The organism is Alteromonas confluentis (assembly GCF_001757105.1).
Lineage (GTDB): Bacteria > Pseudomonadota > Gammaproteobacteria > Enterobacterales > Alteromonadaceae > Alteromonas > Alteromonas confluentis.
Genome location: NZ_MDHN01000041.1, coordinates 182,907 through 206,701 on the forward strand (window position 1 = coordinate 182,907; position 23,795 = coordinate 206,701).

At 48.9% G+C, this 23,795-nt stretch carries 18 protein-coding genes; 5 read left to right on the forward strand and 13 right to left on the reverse strand.

What is annotated here, in order from left to right; translation table 11 throughout:
* Positions 1 to 66: 66 nt before the first annotated feature.
* On the forward strand, positions 67 to 654 hold the full coding sequence (gene smrA, locus BFC18_RS18805) for a DNA endonuclease SmrA (RefSeq protein ID WP_070127093.1): 588 nt from the start codon (positions 67 to 69) through the stop codon (positions 652 to 654).
* A gap of 169 nt (positions 655 to 823) precedes the next feature.
* On the opposite strand, the gene BFC18_RS21770 is transcribed toward smrA, so the two are convergent.
* Together BFC18_RS21770 and purL are read right to left on the reverse strand one after the other, a co-directional pair.
* Positions 824 to 961: a hypothetical protein gene (locus tag BFC18_RS21770; RefSeq protein WP_170826628.1), complete on the reverse strand. Its 138-nt coding sequence runs from the start codon at positions 959 to 961 to the stop codon at positions 824 to 826.
* A gap of 1,076 nt (positions 962 to 2,037) precedes the next feature.
* Complete coding sequence (gene purL, locus BFC18_RS18810) at positions 2,038 to 5,934, reverse strand: phosphoribosylformylglycinamidine synthase (protein WP_070127095.1); 3,897 nt, start codon at positions 5,932 to 5,934, stop codon at positions 2,038 to 2,040.
* A 170-nt stretch (positions 5,935 to 6,104) separates the two neighbouring features.
* Here purL and BFC18_RS18815 point away from each other — a divergent pair, with 170 nt between their 5' ends.
* Both BFC18_RS18815 and BFC18_RS21775 read left to right on the forward strand, forming a co-directional pair.
* Positions 6,105 to 7,124: a membrane-bound lytic murein transglycosylase MltF gene (locus tag BFC18_RS18815; RefSeq protein WP_070127096.1), complete on the forward strand. Its 1,020-nt coding sequence runs from the start codon at positions 6,105 to 6,107 to the stop codon at positions 7,122 to 7,124.
* Between the two features lie 207 nt (positions 7,125 to 7,331).
* The gene (locus BFC18_RS21775) at positions 7,332 to 7,484 is read left to right on the forward strand and encodes a hypothetical protein (protein ID WP_170826629.1); all 153 of its coding nucleotides are present in this window, start codon (positions 7,332 to 7,334) and stop codon (positions 7,482 to 7,484) included.
* Between the two features lie 2 nt (positions 7,485 to 7,486).
* On the opposite strand, the gene tadA is transcribed toward BFC18_RS21775, so the two are convergent.
* Positions 7,487 to 8,041: a tRNA adenosine(34) deaminase TadA gene (gene tadA, locus BFC18_RS18820; protein ID WP_070127097.1), complete on the reverse strand. Its 555-nt coding sequence runs from the start codon at positions 8,039 to 8,041 to the stop codon at positions 7,487 to 7,489.
* A gap of 290 nt (positions 8,042 to 8,331) precedes the next feature.
* On the opposite strand from tadA, the gene BFC18_RS18825 reads away from it, so the two are divergent.
* Entirely contained in the window at positions 8,332 to 8,565 is a 234-nt protein-coding gene (locus BFC18_RS18825) for a hypothetical protein (protein ID WP_070127099.1), read from the forward strand.
* A gap of 89 nt (positions 8,566 to 8,654) precedes the next feature.
* Here the strand turns inward: BFC18_RS18825 and BFC18_RS18830 are convergent, their stop codons facing one another.
* The gene (locus BFC18_RS18830) at positions 8,655 to 10,592 is read right to left on the reverse strand and encodes a monovalent cation:proton antiporter family protein (protein ID WP_070127543.1); all 1,938 of its coding nucleotides are present in this window, start codon (positions 10,590 to 10,592) and stop codon (positions 8,655 to 8,657) included.
* Positions 10,593 to 10,822: 230 nt separating this feature from the next.
* Here BFC18_RS18830 and BFC18_RS18835 point away from each other — a divergent pair, with 230 nt between their 5' ends.
* Positions 10,823 to 11,728 (forward strand): GGDEF domain-containing protein, encoded by a 906-nt coding sequence (locus BFC18_RS18835; protein WP_070127101.1) that lies wholly within the window; start codon positions 10,823 to 10,825, stop codon positions 11,726 to 11,728.
* Positions 11,729 to 11,776: 48 nt separating this feature from the next.
* Here the strand turns inward: BFC18_RS18835 and tilS are convergent, their stop codons facing one another.
* From tilS to bamA, 9 genes are all read right to left on the reverse strand, one after another.
* Positions 11,777 to 13,108, reverse strand: a complete 1,332-nt coding sequence (gene tilS, locus BFC18_RS18840) for a tRNA lysidine(34) synthetase TilS (RefSeq protein WP_070127103.1) — start codon at positions 13,106 to 13,108, stop codon at positions 11,777 to 11,779.
* Between the two features lie 28 nt (positions 13,109 to 13,136).
* Positions 13,137 to 14,093, reverse strand: a complete 957-nt coding sequence (accA, locus tag BFC18_RS18845) for an acetyl-CoA carboxylase carboxyl transferase subunit alpha (protein ID WP_070127105.1) — start codon at positions 14,091 to 14,093, stop codon at positions 13,137 to 13,139.
* A 33-nt stretch (positions 14,094 to 14,126) separates the two neighbouring features.
* Positions 14,127 to 17,591 carry a DNA polymerase III subunit alpha gene (gene dnaE, locus BFC18_RS18850; RefSeq protein WP_083273185.1) on the reverse strand — a complete coding sequence of 1,155 codons (3,465 nt, stop codon included), beginning with the start codon at positions 17,589 to 17,591 and terminating at the stop codon, positions 14,127 to 14,129.
* A gap of 11 nt (positions 17,592 to 17,602) precedes the next feature.
* Complete coding sequence (rnhB, locus tag BFC18_RS18855; RefSeq protein ID WP_070127108.1) at positions 17,603 to 18,178, reverse strand: ribonuclease HII; 576 nt, start codon at positions 18,176 to 18,178, stop codon at positions 17,603 to 17,605.
* Positions 18,171 to 19,325 (reverse strand): lipid-A-disaccharide synthase, encoded by a 1,155-nt coding sequence (gene lpxB, locus BFC18_RS18860; protein WP_070127110.1) that lies wholly within the window; start codon positions 19,323 to 19,325, stop codon positions 18,171 to 18,173. Before lpxB ends, rnhB begins: the two co-directional genes overlap by 8 nt.
* The gene (gene lpxA / locus BFC18_RS18865) at positions 19,326 to 20,096 is read right to left on the reverse strand and encodes an acyl-ACP--UDP-N-acetylglucosamine O-acyltransferase (RefSeq protein WP_070127111.1); all 771 of its coding nucleotides are present in this window, start codon (positions 20,094 to 20,096) and stop codon (positions 19,326 to 19,328) included.
* Between the two features lies 1 nt (position 20,097).
* Positions 20,098 to 20,547 carry a 3-hydroxyacyl-ACP dehydratase FabZ gene (gene fabZ, locus BFC18_RS18870; protein WP_070127112.1) on the reverse strand — a complete coding sequence of 150 codons (450 nt, stop codon included), beginning with the start codon at positions 20,545 to 20,547 and terminating at the stop codon, positions 20,098 to 20,100.
* Positions 20,548 to 20,742: 195 nt separating this feature from the next.
* Positions 20,743 to 21,258 carry an OmpH family outer membrane protein gene (locus tag BFC18_RS18875; RefSeq protein ID WP_083273186.1) on the reverse strand — a complete coding sequence of 172 codons (516 nt, stop codon included), beginning with the start codon at positions 21,256 to 21,258 and terminating at the stop codon, positions 20,743 to 20,745.
* Between the two features lie 50 nt (positions 21,259 to 21,308).
* The gene (gene bamA, locus BFC18_RS18880) at positions 21,309 to 23,786 is read right to left on the reverse strand and encodes an outer membrane protein assembly factor BamA (RefSeq protein WP_070127114.1); all 2,478 of its coding nucleotides are present in this window, start codon (positions 23,784 to 23,786) and stop codon (positions 21,309 to 21,311) included.
* Between the last annotated feature and the right edge of the window lie 9 nt (positions 23,787 to 23,795).

Sequence of the window (23,795 nt, forward strand, 5' to 3'; positions counted from 1 at the left end):
ATGCTGTGAGTGAACAACGACGCCGTTTTCACGTATAAGTAAGAAGAGTTGATTAGGAGGTGAACTATGGACCATCACTTTGAAGATGACGATCTGCGTTCCTTTATGGAAGAAATGGGCGATGTAAAACCCATCACCTCTGATGACAAAGTGTTTAATCACGACAGTCAAGACAGCCTGGCAAAGAAAGCGCGACGAGCAGCTCTGGCTCAAGAGAACCCAGAAATCTTCAACCCACTGAGTATGGAGAATGTGAAGCCGATTAAACCTGATGATTTTATTGCTTATCAACAGCCCGGTATTCAGGATGGCGTGTTCAAGAATCTGCGATTAGGGAAATACGATATCGAACAGCGTGTTTCACTAAAAAACCTCACTTTGAAAGAATGTCGCGACCTACTCTATCAGAAGCTAAAAAAAGCCCATGAACGCGGCTCACGCGCACTGCTTATTCAACATGGAAAAGGTGAAAACAGTCAGCCCATTCCCGCGTTAAAAAAGAGCTATGTGAATCATTGGCTTCGGGAATTAGATTGGGTAATCGCCTGGCATACCGCCCAGCCAATGCACGGTGGTTTTGGCGCAACCTATGTTCTGCTTAAGAAGCATCCTCAGCAAAAGTTAATTAATCGCGAAAAAAATAGAAAAAAATGAAAAGTGGTCTATGCTTGAGATCCCGGCGTATGAATAGCGTACTAAAAAAGAATGATGTTTGTGGCCGGTAGACAGTGCGATGATGATTTTTCAGCAGACATGACTTTACCCGCCTGCCTTGCAGATGTGTTGATTAATCTGCACTTTACAACTAAGCCAAATGCACTTATTAGATGTCTTGTGAGCTTTGCTCAGCGACAGTTAATTCTGTAGATTTTGCGGAAGAACTGAATACTGCGGTCAGAATCATAAACAATACTGCTACAGCGACACCGGTTAAACCAAAACCTTTACCAGAACGATACATATTCGTCTCTTATTATCTGCGTTAACTACGGATCGTTAACGATCCTAACCAATATTTTGCATCCGATGCTGTTTTGTATTCGTCTTCCTGACGCACACTAATGTAAAACAGAGATTTACAGATCACAAGCGATCGATTCAAAATTTTGACGCTTTGATCACTGTTTTTTGGCACTCCTTAAGCTGACAACGCTTTTCTCGTTAAGTTTCAATAACGCGTAAAAATAATACATTTTTATGTAAACACCCGTCCTGGTTTTCGAAAGTCGTGTGTGACGGGTATGGTTTGTCGACGTGAAAAAGCTAAAAGATGACAACATCCGCATACCGTGATTGCGGGCGAGTTTGAAACTGAAAAGGCTGTAGATGCCAGCTCCCGCAAACAGCGAGTGCGCCCGGGGTTCAGAAATCGTCAGCGGAACAGGAACAGTTTGACTAGCCAGCGCTCGCACAAAAAAAGAGGGGCTGCGTTTTAAAAACCGTTTGCGGCAGGGACGCCGCAACCGAGCTTGAATTGATAGCCAGGGAAGGCTGGAGATGTGAGCTTCCGCAAACAGCGAGCGCGGCTGGGGTTCAGAAACCGTCTGCGGCAGAACTTGAAACCTGAAAAGGATGGAGATCTAAGATTTCGCAGAACGGATTCCGTTCGTCAGCGAAATCGGAACAGGTTGACTAACCAGCGCTCGCACAATAAAAGAGGCGCTGCGTTTTAAAAAACGTTTGCGGCAGGGACGCCGCAACCGAGCTTAAATTGAGAGCCAGAGAAGGCTGGAGATGTGAGCTTCCGCAAACAGCGAGCGCGGCCGGGGTTCAGAAACCGTCTGCGGCAGGGATGCCGCAGCCGAGCCCCATGGATGGGTGTATGCGTGTTTCTGAACCCCGGTCGTGCCGCGCAATGCGGAAGCGACTAAAGTGCTGAACAGTTTGACTAACCAGCGCTCGCACAAAAAAAGAGGGACTGCGTTTTAAAAACCGTTTGCGGCAGGGACGCCGCAACCGAGCCACCAGGGATGGTTTCTCGGCGTGTTTTTAAAACGCAGCCCCTCTTCGTGCGAGAAGCGGTATTACAACCTCAACCTAGCCGACGAAGACGCGGGCGTTGCGGAAGATGCGCATCCACGCACCGTCTTCTTGCCAGTCGTCTGGGCGCCAGGAGTTGGCTACAGTACGGAATACACGTTCCGGGTGAGGCATCATAATCGTTGCACGACCATCAGCAGATGTCAGACCCGTGATACCCGCTGGTGAACCGTTCGGGTTCGCAGGATACGTATCTGCTATCTGACCGTAGTTGTTCACGTAACGCAGGGCTACCTGATTCGCGCTCTGAACCGCACTCAGTGCGTCAGCAGAGGCAAACTCTGCCTGTCCTTCACCGTGAGATACCGCAATAGGCATCATCGAGCCTTTCATGCCCTGCAGCAGCACAGAGTTTGACTCCGTTACTTCTACCATAGCAACACGGGCTTCAAAGCGCTCAGACACGTTAGTCACAAAGTGTGGCCAGTTTTCTGTGCCAGGGATCAAGGATTTCAGGTTAGACAGCATCTGACAACCGTTACATACACCCAAGCTGAACGTATCATTGCGGTTAAAGAAAGCTGCAAATTGGTCACGGGCCTGAGCATTGAACAGAATCGACTTCGCCCAACCTTCACCGGCACCCAGTACGTCACCGTAAGAGAAACCACCACAGGCAGCCAAACCTTTAAAGTTATCCAGTGACACACGGCCGCTCAATATGTCACTCATGTGCACGTCGATAGCGGTAAAGCCAGCGCGGGTGAATGCCGCTGCCATTTCCAGATGAGAGTTAACGCCCTGCTCACGCAGAATCGCTACTTCAGGCTTAACACCCTTAGCAATATAAGGCGCAGCAACGTCTTCAGTAACATCATAGCTCAGCTTCGCGCTCAAACCCGGATCTGCCGCATCCTGCTTGGCAGCATGCTCTTCGTCAGCACATTTCGGATTATCACGCAGGCTTTGCATATTGTGCGTGGTTTCGGCCCACATGGTACGCAGGTTCACGCGAGTGTCAGTCAGTACAGCGACGTCACCACGGTTGAACTCAATCATGTCTGTCGCATTCAGCGTACCAATATCGTGTAACAGCGCGCCCAGACCGTGAGCTTCAGCAATCGCTGTCACCGCTTCAACGTCGCTTTCTGCTACCTGAATAACCGCACCTAATTCTTCGTTAAACAGTACTGCTAAATCATCGTCAGCCAGACCATCAAGAGAAACAGTCACACCGGTCTTACCGGCAAAGGCCATTTCAGCCACGGTTGTAAACAGACCACCGTCTGAACGATCGTGGTACGCGATGACCAGTTCTTTTTCTACCATCGCCTGTACAGCGTTGTAGAAGCCAAGCAGTGTTTCTGCGTTATCAACATCAGCCGGTTTGTCAGCCAGTTGCTGATACACCTGCGCCAGACAGCTTGCACCCAGACGGTTCTGACCCGCGCCTAAGTCAATCAGCATCAGGCGGGTTGCGCCTTTATCGGTACGCAATTGCGGTGTCAGTGTTTTACGAATGTCTTTTACTGCACCGAATGCCGTGATCACCAGTGACAGTGGAGACGTTACAGATTTCCCCGTACCATCTTCTTCCTGCCAAGCGGTTTTCATCGACATGGAGTCTTTACCCACCGGAATCGTCAAACCCAGCGCTGGACACAACTCTTCACCTACCGCTTTTACGGCTTCATAAAGACCCGCATCTTCGCCCGGGTGACCGGCAGCAGCCATCCAGTTTGCAGACAGCTTAATGCGCTTGATATCACCAATGTTCGATGCCGCAATGTTGGTCAGGGCTTCACCCACTGCCAGACGGGCAGAGGCGCCGTGAGACAACAAGGCTACAGGCGTACGTTCACCCATAGACATGGCTTCACCGTGATAGGTGTCGAACGCACTGGCGGTAACAGCAACGTCAGCCACCGGCACCTGCCACGGGCCAACCATCTGGTCACGAGAAACCAGACCGGTTACCGAGCGGTCACCAATGGTAATAAGGAAAGTTTTCTCAGCGACCGTTGGCAGGCGCAGCATGCGTTGAGCCGCATCAGCGAGCGTGATCTCTTCACGCTTCAGCGCTTCTGGCGCAACCGTTTCTGATTTCACATCACGGTGCATCTTAGGCGGCTTACCTAACAGTACATCCAGTGGCATATCGATAGGCTGGTTATCGAAGTCAGCATCGTGCAATGACAGGTGCTGTTCTTCCGTGGCTTCACCCACTACCGCAAATGGCGCGCGCTCACGGGCACAGATAGCCGCAAATTTTTCCAGGTTCTCAGGGGCAACGGACAGCACATAACGTTCCTGCGATTCGTTACACCACAGTTCCAATGGCGTCATACCCGCTTCGTCGGCCAGCACGTCACGCAGTTCGAATTTACCGCCACGACCACCGTCGTTAACCAGTTCAGGCAATGCGTTAGACAGACCGCCCGCGCCCACATCGTGGATAAACTGAATCGGGTTGTTGTCGCCTAACTGCCAGCAGGCATCGATAACTTCCTGACAGCGACGCTCCATTTCAGGGTTGTCACGCTGTACAGAAGCAAAATCCAGATCTTCGTTAGACTGACCAGACGCCATAGAAGACGCCGCGCCGCCACCAAGACCGATATTCATTGCCGGGCCACCCAACACGATCAGTTTCGCACCAACGGTGATTTCGCCTTTTTCGATGTGGGATTTACGGATGTTCCCCAAACCACCCGCCAGCATGATTGGCTTGTGGTAACCGCGTACTTCAACGCCGTTAAAACTAGATACTTCCTGCTCGTAGGTACGGAAATAACCCAACAGGTTTGGACGACCGAATTCGTTGTTAAACGCCGCGCCACCCAGCGGGCCTTCGATCATGATATCCAGCGCACTGACGATACGCTGTGGTTTACCGTAGTTAGCTTCCCACGGTTGCTCAGCACCCGGAATACGCAGGTTAGAAACCGTAAAGCCCACCAGACCGGCTTTAGGCTTCGAACCACGGCCTGTTGCACCTTCGTCACGAATTTCACCACCGGAACCGGTAGCGGCACCCGGGAACGGCGAAATGGCCGTTGGGTGGTTGTGGGTTTCCACCTTCATCAGAATGTCGATATCTTCATGATGATATTCGTACTGATGCGACTGCGGGTTCGGGAAGAAACGACCCGCCTGCCAGCCTTCCATCACAGCCGCGTTATCTTTATACGCAGAGTGAACAAATTCAGGGTGGGTTTCGAAGGTGTTTTTGATCATTTTGAACAGGGATTTGTCCTGCTCTACGCCATCAATAGTCCAGCTGGCGTTAAAAATCTTGTGTCGGCAGTGCTCAGAGTTAGCCTGCGCGAACATGTACAGCTCAACATCGTTAGGGTTACGACCTAAACGGGTGAAACTGTCAAACAGGTAATCAATCTCATCGTCGGCGAGAGCCAAACCCAGACTGATATTCGCATCAACCAGTGCCTGCTTACCGCTTCCTAATACGTCCACCGAAGTAAAGCTCTGTCCCTGCGCCTGCTCGAACAGCACCGCCGCATTTTCTGGCGCAGCAAATACCGACTCAGTCATACGGTCGTGCAGTTCTGCCGCCACCAGCGCTTTATCGGCATCCGATAATTCACCGGTTACGTCTACATAGTAAGCACAACCACGTTCGATGCGGTCGATGGCGGTAAGGCCACAGTTCTGCGCGATGTTAGTGGCTTTGGAAGACCAGGGAGAGATGGTGCCCGGACGCGGCGTAACGAAGAAACATTCGCCAGTCGGTGCTTTGGTCTGCGCTTTCGGACCATAAGTGAGGAGTTTATCTAAGACCTGACGAGCGTCGTCGGTCAGTGCTTGCGTTGTGTTCACCAGATGAACAAACTCTGCATAAATGCCATTCACGGTGATACCGGATTGACCCAGCCTTTCAATAAGTTTAGTTTGTCTGAATTCAGACAGGGCGGGTGCGCCTCTAAGGACCAACATATCGCTTTACCTGATTGTTTGGAAATAACGTCTGACAGCTCAAAACGCTATCTCTTGGATGGACGAGGATTTCGGCGCGGATTATAGAGGAATTCCGGCCTTTTGATAACCTAACATTCCAGACAAGTTTAATTTTTTTTCAAAATTCTACCAAAGGTTAAGATAAATACGTGCTGTACACAAAGCCTTCCGGTTTACTGCCCAGCGCCTCGCCGGTAAAGAAACTGCTCGTCGCAGTCTTTGTACTAACGGGTCTGAGCGGGTGCATTCCCCCTTCCCTGCCCGATATTCGCAGTGATATCGAAAACCGGGACCAGTTAAAAGTGGGCATTCAATACGCGCCCGCGCGGTATGAAATCGGACCACAGGGAAAGCAAGGATTTGATTACGAGTTAGTTGCCGGATTTGCCGAGTACCTGAATGTAGAACTGGTGCTAATTCCTTATTTCGACACCGTGGATATGGAAAAGGCCCTCAATAATAACCACATTGATTTCATTGTACCGGGCGGCGCTTATCAGACTTTTGCCACCAAACACAATAAACAGGGTCCCCACTATCTTGAAACCGCCTGGCAGTTAAATGCCACTCAGAACGACTCCTTACAGGCAGCGGTATTTGATTATTTCAACGACTCCCACCAGCATGGCATATTTGACGAACTTCACGCCCGCTATATGATTGCCAAACCACCTTTGACCGAGCCTGATATTGCGGCGATAGTCAATCAAGCAATCGAAGCCAAAGATGAACTGTACGCTCACTTCGATTCAGTTGCCGGAAGCGTCTCCAGTCAAATTTCTGAGCAAACGTTACGCACGTTATTAGCAGCACTGACTTTCCAGTTAAACCGCTGGCAGGATAAGACCAATAACCTCGCAGATGCGCAACGTTTCGCTACGATTATGGTATCGATACCGAATATTATTCCCCCTGAGGAAAGGCTATCGATGGCATTAGCCGCTTTTTATTCGGGCATTCCCCACTTGCTGGACGCTCGTAGGCTTACCCGGAAACAGGGTGGCAATGAAAATAGCTGGATTGATGTCCAGATGCGCTATCCGGCACTTGAAGATCCCGACATTTATCGGCATCTTAATGCTGGCTATGTTAACGGAACTAACACAATAAAGTTTGTGTCGAATGTTCATGATTATCAACGCGCCCTGGTTGCGCTGGAGGCACAATAACGATTCCTGGTTTTATTTAGGAATCACCTACTGACAAATGAAAATTGTAATAAAGTTTTCATCTTTGTCCGGTAAAACTAAATGCATACTTACAGCGTATTGGTGACTGCCCTACGCGTTATTGCCGCTGTAATGATGAATTTAGTGACAGGTAAGCACTGTGCCTGTTACATCAGCGCCCTGACTGTGATAAAAATAGGAGGGTGAATGAGAAGACTAAAAGCAAAAAAGAGAAAAATTGTTTTGAAAAATACGAACAGAAGAAAATTAATGTTAAAACGTGCCCATCAACGGGTATTACAACGCCGCCGTCATTTCAATACTGAGGAAATGTTCGGTAAACCTGAAAGCAATAATTAATCCTACGGGCATTCGCCCTCGCTAATATCTCCCCCAGGTCGCTCGGCCTGCTCTGAAAGCCTTTTCGCCTCCGCCTTTGCGGCTTTAATCTCAGCCCGGCGACGGCGAAAGAAGGCAGACAGTTTTTCGCCGCACTCATCCGCTAACACACCAGACGTTATCTCGCATTGATGATTTAACTGCGGATGCTGAAGCAACTGCATCACTGAGCCTGCCGAACCGGTTTTAAGATCGAACGCACCAAACACCACTCTGGCAATTCGAGCGTGAACTAACATGCCCGCGCACATTGCACAAGGTTCAAGCGTGACATAGAGGGTAGCGTCTATCACCCGATAATTTTCAACCTGCTTTGCCGCCATTCGCACAGCCTGCATTTCTGCATGCGCGGAGGGATCGTGGTCGGAAATAGGCGTATTCCAACCCTCGCCAATAATTTCTCCATTCGCGACAACAATGGCACCCACGGGGATTTCATTTACCGCTTCAGCACGATCAGCCCGCTTAAGCGCTTCCCGCATCCAGTATTCATCAGGCTGACTGACAACTTCACTCATTAGCTAATTTGACCAAATTTTATTTAACTTTCACATTTTGTTGGTTTTTCACAAAACAAGAAAAACCTAACCAACTGATAATTAATAGTATTCCACATTGGCAACGGACTTGCTTCTATAAAATTAAGATTAAGAGCAAGCGCAAAACCAAGGCGCTGCACACTGTATCGTTGGCAAATTTGTGGACACATAAAACAATGACACAGTTTGTGACGATTATATCGCCAATCGTTAACGACAAATCGCCGTTAGGGCGTTACACTTTAATTTTACTTTGTTGAGGGAACAAAATGAATACAACCGCCGTTGTCATTGTTGCTATCTGTGCCTGGGCACTGGTTTCTGTCGTAAATGCTGCAAAGGATAAAAGTAAATCAAAGAAGAATTCCAAAGTTGATGAAGCCATGCAGGCTGAAATGGCTGCGCTACGTGAGCGCATTGAAGTGCTGGAAAAAATCGTGACTGACGAAAACTACGATCTCAAAAGACAGTTCAAAGATCTGGAAAAAGACAGAGTCGCGTAATCGAGCACGCTCCGAAAAGCCGTTTGTTAGGCCAAGAGGCTTTTACGTATAAACGGCAATGACTTTCCCGTAGCAGCATAGGGGTAAATTTACGCCCCTTCAAGCAAACGTCGTTCGGCTCTTTCTACCCGTCGCGGTTTACCCGCAATAACTAACACATCACCTGCTTGCAGCACATCGCCCGGATTGGGCGCGTTAATTTCCTGGCCGTCCCGGCGTAATCCCTGCAAACGCACCCGCATGCGCTGAAAATCAATATCACTCAATTGTCGTCCAAGACAGGCCGCGTTGTTATTCAATACAACCGCATGCACAAACTCGAGTTTATCTTCTGTGCCATAGCTTATTTCAGTGGTTTCACCAGGATAAAAACCATGGAGGTGATCATAGCGCCCCTGACGCTCCTCACGCACACGTCGAAGTATTCTCGACATCGGCACGCCTGCATAGTGTAACACTTGTGAGATTAACATCAGGCTGCCCTCCTGAATCTCCGGTACTACCTGACTCGCGCCCGCTTTATACAAGGCGTCTAGCTGATAGTCCCTTTTTGTCCTCACCATCAGGTTGATTTCACCGGCTATCTGCCGAGCAGCATTGATAACCTGCTTTGCCTTTTCGGGTTCGTCAAACGTGACGAGGATTAGGCTGGCTCGTGCCGCTCCCGCATTTTCCAGAATATCTTTCTGGCTGGCATCGCCAAATAAAATCGGTTCGCCAGCATTACGACTCTCGTAAACCCGCACGGGGTCGGCATCGATGGTAATAAATGCGATTCCCTCCAGTTTTAGCAGTCGGGCCACAGACTGCCCCACCCGGCCAAATCCAGCAATGATGATGTGATTGTTGTATTCAGAGGCTTCAGGAATGGTGCTTTCGGGCTCAACATGGCGCATTTGTTTAGGCGAAAGCCGTTGTGCCCATGCAACGCTGCGATCCACCAGCATGGGAGTGAGCGCCATGCTGATAACCCCCATACTGATGATGATCGATGAGGTGCGCGCATCAATCACCCCTTCAGTGGTAGCCAGTGCCGCAATGACAAAACTAAATTCGCCAATCTGACACAACTTGATGCCGGTAGCCCAGGAATCAACCGAATCCCGCTTGAGCATTTTGGCGACCAACTGGAGCACTAATACTTTAAGCACCATTAACACCAATACCCCGGTGAAGATGAATAAGCCATCGGAAAACAGCACATCGAGCTTTAACTGCATGCCCACGGTGACAAAAAACAGTCCCATGAGAATATCGCGGAACGGACGAATGTCGGCTTCTAACTGATACTTGTACTGGCTCTCACCGAGCATCATACCCGCAAGAAATGCCCCCAGCGCCATGGACAAGCCAAATACATAGGTCAGGCCGCCAGCAAGAATGGCCACTAAAATGGTGGTGAGAACGAACAGCTCATCAGTGCGGGTTTTGGCGACTTCTCGAAATATCCAGGGTAAAATCCACTTCCCTGCCGACAGTAGCATAATAACAACCACCACGCCCTTCACGAGCGCCATGATCAATGCGCTGGCCAGGCTGACATCCTGTTGCGATGCCATCAGTGGAATAACAATCAAAAATGGCACTACTGCCAAATCCTGAAACAGCAGAATACTGATCGCCATTTCAGTACGCCGATGATTAAGGGCACCGGCTTCGGTAAGTTGTTTGATCACAATGGCCGTTGAGCTTAATGCCAGCATGCCACCGACAATGACTGCGGGCCCCCATTCAAAACCAAAGAAATGGGCGATCACCGAGAATGTCCCTGTGGTAAAGACCATTTGCCCTAGCCCCACACCGAACACCAGGCTACGCATAGACATCAATTTCGGCAAAGAAAATTCAAGACCAAGGGAGAACAATAAAAATACAATGCCGATTTCTGCCAGTAGATGCATGTCTTCAGGATGCAGAAATAACTTGAGTACCTCCGGGCCCGCGAGTAAACCAGCAAACAGGTAGGCGAGAATGGGGGGTAAATGCAGCTTGCGAAAAACCGCGACGCTGATAACAGCAAGGGCCATCAGGAAAACAATTTGTCCGAATCCACTCTCTACCACAACGACTCCTTGGTTTTTGCTGGCAAATACATTTCAGGCCAAATCGCTCAATCTACCGACAAGTCAATTTTAGCGATGGCACAGCGCTTGCAGAATCCTCTGCATCAACGATGAGGCGGCAACTTTTTGACTAGCATGATGACTTTCATGTTGCCGCTGGTAAGTATAACGCATGGTTCCTGAGGAGCACGGTTTTGGAATTTTCAACATCCGCTTTTGAGCACGCTTTACCAGACAGCTTTTATCCTTTGGCGTCGACAGGACCGCGACTAAGTGCAGAACAGAAGAACGCGTTCCTTGGTCGAATTTTATCTACCATCGACATTTCTGCCCTGGCGTCTTTGTACTTTCATCAGCTAAGACAACATGTTGCACTGGTTCATCTTAACCTGAGCGAAGCCGCCCGTCACCTGACGTATGGCCGGGCACCGGTTAAAAATCTACCGGGCACTACCCTATCGCTGCCGCTTAGCAATCGCTCGGCTCAAGGCCCGGCACCTTATGTTCACTATGTGTTCGCATCAGAACCAAGCCGTGAAGAGCGACAATGCCTGGGTGAACTGCACGTGTTATTCAGTCATCAGTTCAGCAACGCACTGGAGTTTGATCGCCTGAAAAAAATGGCGACAAAAGATGCGTTAACGAAACTGGGTAACCGCAATGCCTTTGATGAATCCTGTGACAGGCTCACCAGTCGCGCCCTTCGCCACAGTGAAACCTTCGGGCTGTTGATACTGGATCTGGACAACTTCAAGCATGTGAACGACAGCTTTGGTCATCAGGAAGGTGACAAAGTGTTGCTTACAGTGGCAACTGAAATCGCCGCGGTATTGCGTGCAGAGGATGAAGCGTTTCGTATTGGCGGCGACGAGTTTTGTTGTCTGCTGGATTGCTCAAAGAAAACATCGCTTAAACGCATCGCCGATCGTATTAGTTTGAAGATTGCTAACAATACCTTCCTGCGTGATCACGGTATTTCCTGTAGCATCGGCGGTGCAGTTTTCCGCCATGAAGACAGTATTTCTGACCTTATAGACAGAGCAGATAAAGCACTTTATCAGGTAAAAGGCGCAGGTAAAAACGCCTATCTAGCGGCATAGCTTGTCAGCCATTAAACCCATTAAGAGGCAAATTATTGCCTCTGGTTTTCATTCTGGCAGCGCGGTATCCACCAGGCGAATAATGTACTGCGCTTTCTGAGCTGCCGATAAATAAATGATTTTGTCGGTGAGAATTACTGCCACCGGGTGTTCTTTGTCGATGATCACCGGCACCTGATTTCGTAGCCAGGGTGGCACCTTCCACTCTTTGAACCACTTCCCAGGCGTTTTTGCTAACGGGTTATTCAGTACCTGAAGTCGTTTTATTTCATGTGCCGCTACCACAGAAAAATCACCCTGGCCTTCAATTTCGAAGGCAATTGGCCACCACGGTAACTGGATAATGGTACCGGGTGTCACTTTTTGCGGTTCAGGACGACTGAGTGACTCGGTAAGAAACAAGCTCTGATTATAACGCCGAATATCGTATCCACTCATAGAAACCACGGGATTTGCATCAACCCTGGCCCCCATCGTTTGCAGTATTTCCTCGAGTTGAATTCGACTTGGCATTGGTTTGCGGTGAAGCCGAATCCAATACCGAATAACAGCACGCTGCCAGGGTAAAGACAAAGCTTGAATACGCGCCACTGACAAGGTGTTGTCAGCGTTCCTTGAAGATAAAAAACGTTCTTTTGTCACTTCATCGAGCAGCGCATTCTGCTCTTGAAGTAACTCGGCGGATTTGCTGACACTGCCGCCAAACTGCTCCCACCGCGCTGTTATCATTGGCAATATGGTTTGGCGAAGATAATTGCGATCAAACCGAAGATCGGTATTTGAATCGTCTTCTACCCATTCAAGCGAAAGTGCCTTTGCTGCCTCTTCCAGGCTTGACCTTGATACATTCAGCATAGGCCGAAGTAAAGCCACATCACACTTTGTCGACACCGCAGGCATCGCAGCAAGTCCGGCAGGTCCGCTCCCCCGCTTAAGTGCTAGCAATAAGGTTTCCACTTGATCATCCTGATGCTGACCCAACACCAGCGCCCCCTGCTCACGTTTACAGATATCCAGAAGTGCATCATACCGGGCATCACGTGCTGTGGCCTCAAGGCTGGTACGGGGTAAATCAGGCACCTGCACTTTCACCGCTGAGAAGCGAATATTTCGCTGTTCACAGAATTCCTGGCAATGCAGTTGCCATTGGTCGGCCTGATCACTTAAACCATGGTGAATATATACGGCATGCAGAGGAGGTAATGATGTAGATGAACCGAGGGAGGAACAAGCTAGCGCATGGAGAAGAAAGGAAGAATCTACACCACCGCTGAACCCAACAATGAGTGTGGTAGGCGGTGATGTAAGCGAGGACAACAGCCGTTGAAGCGATTCGGTGATCTGCAACATCAATGATGTTGCATCGACCTTTAAAGACATAGCTGTTGTCCCAGATTGTACTGCGGGTTTAGCAGTAACCGAAAGACATCAGTCTTTGGTAACGCTCTTCCATCAGATTTTCAACGTCTAACGATTTAAGCTGACTTAACTGCTGTTTGATGGTGGCTTTCAAATTTGCCGCCATACTGTCGTGATCGCGATGAGCACCACCAAGCGGTTCCTCAACAATACTGTTAATCAAACCAAGCTCTTTAATTTGCGGCGCACTCACGCCCATTGCTTCAGCAGCCAGAGGAGCTTTCTCTGCACTCTTCCACAGAATAGACGCACAGCCTTCTGGTGAAATAACCGAATAGGTAGAGTACTGGAGCATATTCACGCGGTCGCCCACACCAATTGCCAGTGCGCCACCGGAACCACCTTCACCGATAACAGTACAGATGATGGGTACACGAAGCTGCGCCATTTCGAAAAGATTGCGCGCAATCGCTTCACTTTGGCCTCGCTCTTCCGCTCCCACACCCGGATAGGCTCCCGGCGTGTCGATTAATGTAACGATTGGCAGATTAAAACGCTCGGCCATCTTCATCAGACGCAGGGCTTTGCGGTAACCTTCCGGCTTCGGCATTCCGAAGTTACGTTTGATTTTTTCATGAGTGTCGCGACCTTTCTGATGACCAATCAGCATAATCGGCTGATCATCAATTTTTGCCAGACCACCAACAATGGCTTTGTCGTCGGCATAAGCGCGGTCACCGGCCAACTCATCAAATTCGGTGAAAATGCGACCCACGTAATCCAGCGTATAAGGACGCATTGGATGACGGGCCAATTGAGAGATCTGCCATGCACCTAAGTCAGAGAAGATCTTTTTTGTCTGCTCTGCACTTTTCGTGCGTAATTTGGTGATCTCTTCTTCGATGCCCACATCGAATTCACCACCTTGATTAACCAGCCGAAGCTCTTCGATTTTTGCTTCTAGTTCAGCAATCGGCTGCTCAAATTCCAAAAACTGTATACTCATTCTGTGTCCTATCTATACTACTTTTTACGCCTGTCAGTGATAACACATGGCGACTGACTGCTCACCCAGACACTGCTTTAATTCGTGTAACAATTGATCTTCCGGTGTCACGTACCATTGTGCACCGCAGGCCAGTACTGCCTCCGCATCCGGATGGACCACACGCATCTGCACCGGGCAACTGCCGCCGCGGTACGTCTGAAGAATTGCCTGTAGTGATGAAATTCGGTTTTCATCAATTTGCACTGTGTCTAATTCCAACATCAGTGCTCTTGCGTTCTGTTCTCTGGCCTGAACAATGTCCATTGCATCACGGGCAGAGATTGTATTGCCACCAGAGAAATCATCAAAGCTGACCTGTCCCTTTATTAGCAGGATACGGTCAGTTTCGAGAATACTCTCATATTTTTCGTACATATCCGGGAAGAAACGTACATCCATCCTTGCACTTTTATCGTCCAGGGTAACAATGGCCCAGCGACGCCCTTTTTTATTGGTCATCACCCGCACACCCAAAACTAATCCTACCGCAGAAGACATCTGGTCTTTTCCGGTAGGTTTAAGATCAACCAATCTGCCATCTGAGTAATGTTTAATCTCGTCGGCGTATTGGTTAATCGGGTGGCCAGTGAGATACAACCCAAGGGTATCTTTCTCGCCATCCAACCAAACCTTTTCCGGCCATTGTGGCACATCAGCAAAGGCTTGTTTAACGTCGTCTGGTTCTGTGGTCAGCAAGCCGAACATATCTGACTGTCCAAACGACTCGGCTTTTGCATGCTGTCCGGCTGCGGCAATGGCTTCTGGCAACGATGCCATGATGGCTGCTCGATGCGGACCCAAGTTATCCATCGCCCCGGCGAGCACCAATTTTTCTAGTACGCGCTTGTTAACCCGTTTGATGTCCACTTTAGCACAGAAATCAAACAAATCAGTAAAACTACCGTGTTGCTCGCGGGCTTCAATAATCGCTTCGATGGGGCCTTCGCCCACACCTTTGATTGCGCCAATGCCGTATACAATACGACCCTGATCGTCCACGGTGAATTTGTATTTACCCACGTTAAGATCGGGTGGCAGCATGGTCAGGCCCATGCGGTCAACTTCGTCAACCAGGGTGACGATTTTGTCGGTATTGTCCATATCTGCCGACATAACTGCAGCCATGAACTCAGCAGGATAATGCACCTTCAGCCATAGCGTTTGATATGACACCAAGGCATATGCCGCAGAGTGCGATTTGTTAAACCCGTATCCGGCGAACTTTTCCACCAGATCGAAAATTTTCATCGCCAGTTCGCCTTCGATGTTGTTATCTCTGGCACCATCTTCGAAGGTTGAACGCTGCTTCGCCATCTCTTCGGGTTTTTTCTTACCCATTGCACGACGAAGCAAGTCAGCGCCACCCAGGCTGTACCCGGACATTTCCTGGGCAATCTGCATAACCTGTTCCTGATACAGGATGATGCCGTAGGTGGGCTCAAGAATTTCTTTCAGGCACTCATGCTGGTATTCCGCATCCGGGAACGAGATTTCTTCCCTACCGTGTTTACGGTCGATAAAGTTATCTACCATGCCTGATTGCAGCGGCCCCGGTCGGAACAGGGCCACCAGTGCGATGATATCTTCGAAGCAGTCTGGCTTCAGGCGCTTAATCAGCTCTTTCATTCCGCGGGATTCAAGCTGGAATACCGCTGTGGTTTCTGCAGCTTGTAGCGAGCGGAAACTCTTTTTATCTTCAAGGGGAATGGCGCTAATGTCTACATCCTCGCCCCGCCCTTCCTTAATCATATCCAGCGCCCACTGGATGATGGTTAAGGTACGCAGACCCAGGAAGTCGAACTTAACCAGACCGGCAGTTTCGACGTCATTTTTATCGAACTGGGTGACCGGATTTTTCCCTTCGTCATCACAGTAAAGCGGCGCAAAGTCGGTGATAGTGGTAGGCGCAATAACCACACCACCGGCGTGTTTACCGGCGTTACGGGTAACCCCTTCCAGAATACGGGCCATGTCGATGAGGTCTTTCACTTCCTCATCGTCGTTATATAGCTCTGGTAACCGCGGCTCCACTTCGAAAGCTTTACCCAGGGTCATTCCAGGGTCTGACGGGATCAGCTTGGAAATACGGTCGACAAAACCGTAGGGATGACCAAGAACGCGGCCCACGTCTCGCACCACGGCTTTTGCTGCCATGGTACCAAAGGTAATGATCTGCGATACCGCCTGACGGCCATAGAGCTCTGCAACGTGATCGATAACTTCGTCGCGACGATCCATACAGAAGTCAACGTCGAAGTCGGGCATGGATACCCGCTCCGGGTTAAGAAAACGTTCGAACAGCAAATCGAATTCCAGCGGATCCAAGTCGGTAATTTTGAGCGCGTAGGCTACCAGTGAACCGGCACCGGAACCCCGGCCAGGACCAACAGGAATACCGTTGTCTTTACTCCACTGGATAAATTCCATTACGATTAGGAAGTAACCGGGGAATCCCATTTGGTTGATAACGCCCAGTTCGATGGCCAGACGCTCATCGTATTCAGGGCGCTTTTCTGCCCGCTCAGCTTCGTCCGGAAACAGAAACTCAAGTCGCTCTTCCAAACCTTCTTCTGACACTTTCACCAGAAAGTCTTCTGTGGTCATGCCGCCGGTTGGGAATTGCGGCAGGAAATACTCGCCCAGGCGAACGGTAACATTACAGCGTTTAGCAATCTCCACCGTATTTTCGATGGCTTCCGGTATATCGCTGAACAACTCAACCATTTCTTCGGCAGAACGAAGATACTGTTGATCACTGTAACGCTTCGGACGGCGGGGATCGTCGAGGGTGTAACCATCGTGAATGGCCACACGAATTTCATGGGCCTCGAAGCCCACTTTTTCGATAAAACACACTTCGTTAGTGGCGACCACCGGCAAACCTGTCTGTTCAGCCAGGTCTACGGCTCTATGCAAATAGTCTTCTTCTCCCGGGCGACCAGTACGAATGAGTTCCAGGTAAAAACGATCGGCAAAATGCTGCTGATAAAAGGCCAGTGAGGCGTCTAGTATCTTCTGGTTATTCTTAGTGAGTGCAATACCAATATCGCCATGCATAGCACCGGACAGAATAATCACGCCTTCTGCATGTTCAGCCAGCCATGCCTGATCAATAACAGCGCGGTGATGAACTTCACCACGCAGGTAGGCTTTGGAGATCAGCAAGGTGATATTTTTATAGCCCTCATTGTTCATCGCCAATAAGGTTAAACGGAAAGGCTCCTCGTCGAGCATTTCACTTTGCACCCAGAAATCAGTGCCAATAATAGGTTTGATACCGCGATTGTGGGCGTCGGAATAGTACTTCACCAGACCACACATGTTCATTTGGTCGGTGATCGCCACCGCGGGCATGTTGAAGGCTTCAACCTGCGCAAGGATGGGCTTAACTTTATTCAACCCATCCATCATCGAAAAGTCGCTGTGAACGCGAAGATGGATAAACGGCGTAGACATGCTTTGTTCTCTTATTTCTGGACAGCCAAACGCGCCTGAACAGGCTTAAAGGACATACGATAACACGGTAATACACCGTACGCTTCTAAAGCTTCAAAATGTGCTTTAGTGGGATAGCCTTTGTGCCCGGCGAAATTATATTGGGGATATTGAGCATGTAACTCTATCATGTCGTTATCACGCTCAACCTTAGCCAAAATTGATGCTGCAGAAATCTCGGCATGCAAACCGTCGCCTTTAACAATCGCCTCTGCTGCATACGACCAGTCTGGCAGACGGTTACCGTCTACACGCACAAATTCGGGCTGTAAAGCCAGCCCTTCTACGGCACGTTTCATCGCCAGCATAGTTGCGTGGAGGATGTTGAGATGGTCGATTTCCTGCGGCGTAGCGCGGCCGATTGCCCAACTCAGGGCTTTTTGTTTAATTTCTTCAGCCAGCGCCGTGCGCTTCTTTTCAGACAGCTTTTTCGAGTCGTTGAGTCCTTCGATGGGATTAGCAGGGTCTAAAATCACCGCTGCGGTTACCACGTCACCAACCAGTGGTCCTCGGCCTACTTCATCAACACCAGCAATCAGTTTATTCATTAATAACCTCTGCAATGGCCTGCGCAGCCATTTTATCTGCATCCAGTTTCAAGCTTTTGTGTAACGCAGTGAAGCGCTGAATGAGCGCGCAATTATCTTTAGAAAACATAGGTACTAAGTGTTCACACAGCGTATCTGGATTTACATCATCTTGAAGCAGTTCAGGGATCAGTGCTTTGCCAGCAAGCAAATTCGGTAAGGCAAAAAATGGCGCTTTGTACAGGCGCTGCATGATTTTGTAAGTGAGCGGCGCAAGTTTATAACAGGTCACCATGGGGCGTTTGCACAACATAGCTTCCAGCGTCGCCGTGCCTGATGCCAATAAAATGGTATCGCTGGCAATCATCGCTTCTCTGGCATTCCCTTTGGTGAGTAATAACTCGCCATCGCTAAACCAGTCTTTGCAGTTTTCCTGTAGATAAGCCTGAATACCATCGAGACGATATTGATTCGCAGCGGGTAAAACAAAGCGAATACCGGGAACCAGGGTTTTGATTTTACGCATGGTTTCAGTAAACACGGGTAACAACGCTTTTAATTCCCCACCCCGGCTTCCGGGTAAAACGGCAAGCACTGGCGCTTTCGCGTCTAGCCCCAGTGAAGCCCGTGCTGCTTGCGGGTCGGGATCAAGGGGAACTGCATCAGCCAGCGTGTGGCCGACAAAGGTGTAAGGTACCTGGTACTTGTCGTAAACCTGCTTCTCAAAAGGAAACAAGCCAAGCACGTGGTTGGTTGCCGCCTTTATTTTATGTATGCGTTTTTCTCGCCAAGCCCACACGGTTGGACTGACATAGTGCACCGTTTTAATACCCCGTGCTTTTAACGCCTTTTCTACACGCAGATTAAAATCTGGTGCATCAACGCCAATAAACACATCAGGGGGGTGAGCTTCGAAATGAGCAAGTAATTGCTTTTTTAATTTCAGAATGGCAGGTAAATGAGACAATACTTCAACCAACCCCATAACGGAGAGGGTTTCCATATCAAACAACGAGTGAAAACCCGCCGCTTTCATATTGTCACCGCCGATGCCTTCGATAATAGCATCGGGGTATCGCTTTTTCAGTTCAGCAACCATACCGGCGGCGAGCACATCTCCAGATGGCTCACCTGCCACGATGCCGATTCGCAACGTTGAAGCGGGCATTTAGCGTAGTATGCCCCGATGCGCGTTTTCCAGGAATGTGACCAATGCCTGGATATTTTCATCCTTCGCGGCAACATCCGCTAACTTAGCGATGGCTTCTTCAATGGTATTGTTATCGCGATACAGTGTGCGATATGCACGCTTCACTGCCATGATTTGCTCTGAGCTAAATCCGCGACGACGTAAGCCTTCAGAGTTAATCCCTGCCGTTACGTTCTTTTGGCCATTAACCATAACGTAAGGAGGAACGTCTTTCACCAGAATGGCACCGGCTCCGACGAAGGCATGACTTCCCACTTTACCGAATTGGTGAATAGCGGCGCCGCCACCAAAGATGACAAAGTTACCCATGTGGACGTGTCCAGCCAACGACACATTATTCGCCAGGATACAATCGTCACCCATCACCACATCGTGTGCTACATGGGCATTGATCATAAGCAGATTGCGGGAGCCAACACGTGTTATTGCATTGTCCTGTACGGTACCCCGGTGAACGCTGCTGGATTCGCGAAATACGTTGTCGTCACCAATTTCCAGATACGTACGCTCTCCCGCGTACTTCTTATCCTGACAATCTTCACCGATTGAACAGAACTGGAAAAAGCGGTTACGTTTACCAATGGTTGTCGGACCCTTAATCACAACGTGAGACTCAAGTACGCAATCGTCTCCGATTACCACTTCATCGCCCACATAACAAAATGGTCCAACCGTGACGTTTTTCCCAAGGGTAGCCTTGTCGGAAATCACGGCAGTAGAATGAATCACGTTATACCATCTCTCTTATTGCACACATGAATTCAGCACTACAAGCTTCTTCACCGTCGACGCTTGCGGTACCTCTGAATTTCCAAATCCCTCTGCGTTCTTTAATCAGGCTGACATCGAATTCCAGACGATCGCCGGGTGTCACAGGACGTTTGAACCGTGCACTATCAATACCTGCATACAAGTATAGCTTATCGGATTTACCCATGGTTTTAAAACCAAGTACGCCAGCTGCCTGTGCCATTGCTTCCAGAATAAGCACGCCAGGGAAAATCGGGCGTCCCGGGAAATGACCGGTGAAGCAAGGTTCATTCATGGTGATGTTCTTGTACGCCTTTATGGATTCGCCTTCGACATAGTCGGTAACGCGATCAACCAGCAGAAACGGGTAACGGTGTGGAAGTAGATCCAGAATTTCCTGGATATCAATTGTGTTGAGTGAGTTGGCCAAAAAAGCTCTCCTAATGCCAAAACAAGTCTGCATTTCACTTGCTGCAGACCGATTGCCGTATTTTATTTTTAAATGGCGGCAACCATACGCTTATATGCGCTAAAAACAAATCAGACCAACATCTCTCGACGTTAGTCTGTTTGCCGGGCAGATTAACTGCTCTGTGAAGTAAGCCGCCGTTAACCGGCGAAGGCATTACTTAATTTTCTTTACCTGCTCGAGCACTTGCTCAGAGATATCATGCTCATCAGCGGTATAAGCAACTGCACCAGCATTTAAAACCAGGTCGTATTTACCTTTAGCAGCAACAGAATCAATCGCTTGCTTGATCAGACCTAACAGCTTGTTACGCTCTTCGTTGCTACGACGTTGAATGTTTTGCTGTAACGGCTGACCTTTTTCTGCCAGTTGCTCACGAACGGCAAGGATTTTATCTTGCAGTTCTTTCTTCTCTGATTCGCTCATTGTAGCAGCATCGCGCTGAAGACGCTCTGCATAAAACTGGCCGTCTTTCTGAAGTTGATTCACCTCATCGATCTGGTCTTTAAATTCTACCTGGATGTTATTAGAGATCTCAGCGGCCTGCGGCATCGCCTGGAATACACCTTGCACATCTACTACGCCGATTTTCTGCTCAGCCATTGCAGATGCACTTACCAGTGCACTTCCTAACATCAGGGTTGCTACGAATTGTCTTGCCAACTGTTTCAAAAGGAACTCCTTTTTAAATTTTTAAAGCCCGGTTCACTTCCGGATTAGAATTAGAATGTTTGACCGATATTAAAGGTAAAGAATTTAGCATCGTCGCCTTCACGTTCTTGAATAGCGCGAGAGAAGCTAAAGACCATCGGCCCCATCGGTGAAATCCATTGTACAGAAATACCGGCGGAACTACGATACTGTGTCCAGTCGGAATAGTCTATCAATCCGCCAGAATTTGTACTGTACTGGGTTAAATCCTTGTACTTATCATAATCAAATTCAGTATCCCAAACGTTACCGACATCAATAAACATACTGGTACGTACTGAATTATCATATTCTGCATCGACAAATGGTGTGGGAACAATAAGCTCCAAGCCACCAAGGGCCATGGCATTACCACCAAGGCTTCGTCTTGAAATACTGATACCGTCGGTAGCGGAACCACCAGGATAAACCTGCCCATCCGGTCCAACAATACTGTTGGTGTTCCCGCGGATAATACCACGAGGACCTACCGTGTTGTTCTCAAATCCACGCAGGGTGTCAGCACCACCGGCGGTGAAGTTTTCGGTAAATGGCAGGATTTGCTCGTTACCGTTCGTTTCGCCGTAACCATTACCATAACCTAAGCGAAGACGGGCCAGTACGGTCCAGCGCGTATCACGAGACAGCGGGAAATAAAACTTGGTATCGAGTACCGCTTTAAAGTAGTTAACGTCTGAATTTGGTGTAGTAACCGACAAACTGGCGCGCTGTGACGAACCAGCTGTTGGGAACAAACCTCTGTTCAGCGTGCTACGGCTCCATGCCACACTCGCCTGGTAGCTGTCGTAATTGATTGGCGCTTCTGGATCGGTCGCATCACGGAACTGGTTATAGAACTGTTCTGTCTGCTCGTAGTAACCGGTGTTGTACAGTTCCACACTGGAATACGTCAGGCCAAAGTTAATCCGGTTTACTTCGTTAATCGGATAACCAATGTTGGCACCAACAGACCAGCGCTTGGAGTTATATTGAATAACGTTAAAGTCAGAACCATCGAATTCACTGTAACCGATAGTACCACCAAGGCTGATTCCATCTATGGTGAAGTACGGGTCGTTATAGGTAATTTGCGCAGAACGTTGATACGAAACAGTACTGACATTCAGGCCAACCTGTTTACCTGTACCAAGGAAGTTATTCTGCTGAATACCTGCCTGTAGGCTCAGTTTCGTCCGGTCACCATAACCAATACCGGCATTAAATGAACCTGAAGGCTGTTCTTTAACATTGAAGTCAACATCGACCTGGTCATCAAGTCCTGGCAATCGCGTGGTTTCGAATTCCACTTCTTCCATATAAGTCAGACGAGACAGGGATGCTTTCGACGTTTCGAGTGAGGTATTGGATAGCCAGGTCCCTTCCATCTGATTTACGTTCTGACGTAAAACAGAATCCGAGGTGACAGTATTACCTTCAAAGTTGATCCGGCGCACATAAATACGCTTGCCCGGGTCGACAGAAAGTGTCAGTTTAACGGTTTTATCTTCATCGTTAATTTCTGGCACCGTGGTTACTGTAGGATAAGCATAGCCAAAGCGGCCCAGATACTTACTGATAAACTCTTCGGTGTAGGTCACTTCCGCTTGGTTGTACAGCTCACCAACGTTAATCGGTAACACTAAACGGATGTATTCTTCGTTGCCTAATAAGTCACCGACCAGTTCAACATCAGAAACAGTATATTGCTCACCTTCGTTTACGTTCAGCGCGATATAAATGCCGTCTTTCTCTGGCGTCATTGAGACTTGCGTTGAATCGATGTTAAAGCGCAGGTAACCGCGGTCCATATAGTGACTGCGTAAGGTTTCCATATCGCCCTGCAGCGTTTGCTGCTGATAACGGGTTTCGGATAAGAAATCCCACCACGGCGTATCAAACTGAAGTTCGAGGTCTTTCATCAACTCTTCATCAGAGAACACCGAGTTACCCACGATGTTGATCTGTTGAATTTCGGCGGCATCGCCTTCTTCGAAGAGCAGCTTGAGATCGACCCGGTTACGAGGCAGCGGGGTAACAATCGCAGACACGTCAGCGTTGTATTTACCGATGCTGTAAAAGAAATCTTTCAGGCCATTTTCAATTGATGTTAGAACAGTTTTGTCCAACGGCTCGCCAATTCGAACGCCATTGCCATCCAAACTTTCCTGCAATTGTTCATCTTTAATATCGTCATTTCCTTCAAAGATGATGTTACTGATAGTAGGACGCTCTGCGACCTTAACCACCAATGTACTACCATCGCGAAGGATCTCAACACGCTCAAAGTGCGTAGAAGAGTATAGTGAACGAATTGCCTGGGTGATTCGGAAACTATTGAGTCGATCACCTACCTGTACCGGCAGATACGTCAGCGCTGCACCTAATGCAACACGTTGCAAACCGATGACTTTAATATCTTCAACAACGAATTCACTGTCAGACACTGCAGCATTGGCGAAGCTAGCACTGGACGCCATGAGTCCGGCTGCTACTAACTGATTTAACTTCATCTATTCTTT

What these genes read in the sequence shown, in the direction of transcription:
- BFC18_RS18830 (WP_070127543.1), bottom strand. Translation starts at nt 10,592, where the DNA reads ATGGCCCTTGCTGTTATCAGCGTCGCGGTTTTTCGCAAGCTGCATTTA.
- rnhB (WP_070127108.1), bottom strand. Translation starts at nt 18,178, where the DNA reads ATGAATAAACTGATTGCTGGTGTTGATGAAGTAGGCCGAGGACCACTG.
- bamA (WP_070127114.1), bottom strand. Translation starts at nt 23,786, where the DNA reads ATGAAGTTAAATCAGTTAGTAGCAGCCGGACTCATGGCGTCCAGTGCT.
- tadA (WP_070127097.1), bottom strand. Translation starts at nt 8,041, where the DNA reads ATGAGTGAAGTTGTCAGTCAGCCTGATGAATACTGGATGCGGGAAGCG.
- lpxB (WP_070127110.1), bottom strand. Translation starts at nt 19,325, where the DNA reads ATGCCCGCTTCAACGTTGCGAATCGGCATCGTGGCAGGTGAGCCATCT.
- BFC18_RS21770 (WP_170826628.1), bottom strand. Translation starts at nt 961, where the DNA reads ATGTATCGTTCTGGTAAAGGTTTTGGTTTAACCGGTGTCGCTGTAGCA.
- tilS (WP_070127103.1), bottom strand. Translation starts at nt 13,108, where the DNA reads ATGTCTTTAAAGGTCGATGCAACATCATTGATGTTGCAGATCACCGAA.
- accA (WP_070127105.1), bottom strand. Translation starts at nt 14,093, where the DNA reads ATGAGTATACAGTTTTTGGAATTTGAGCAGCCGATTGCTGAACTAGAA.
- BFC18_RS21775 (WP_170826629.1), top strand. Translation starts at nt 7,332, where the DNA reads ATGAGAAGACTAAAAGCAAAAAAGAGAAAAATTGTTTTGAAAAATACG.
- BFC18_RS18825 (WP_070127099.1), top strand. Translation starts at nt 8,332, where the DNA reads ATGAATACAACCGCCGTTGTCATTGTTGCTATCTGTGCCTGGGCACTG.
- purL (WP_070127095.1), bottom strand. Translation starts at nt 5,934, where the DNA reads ATGTTGGTCCTTAGAGGCGCACCCGCCCTGTCTGAATTCAGACAAACT.
- dnaE (WP_083273185.1), bottom strand. Translation starts at nt 17,591, where the DNA reads ATGTCTACGCCGTTTATCCATCTTCGCGTTCACAGCGACTTTTCGATG.
- smrA (WP_070127093.1), top strand. Translation starts at nt 67, where the DNA reads ATGGACCATCACTTTGAAGATGACGATCTGCGTTCCTTTATGGAAGAA.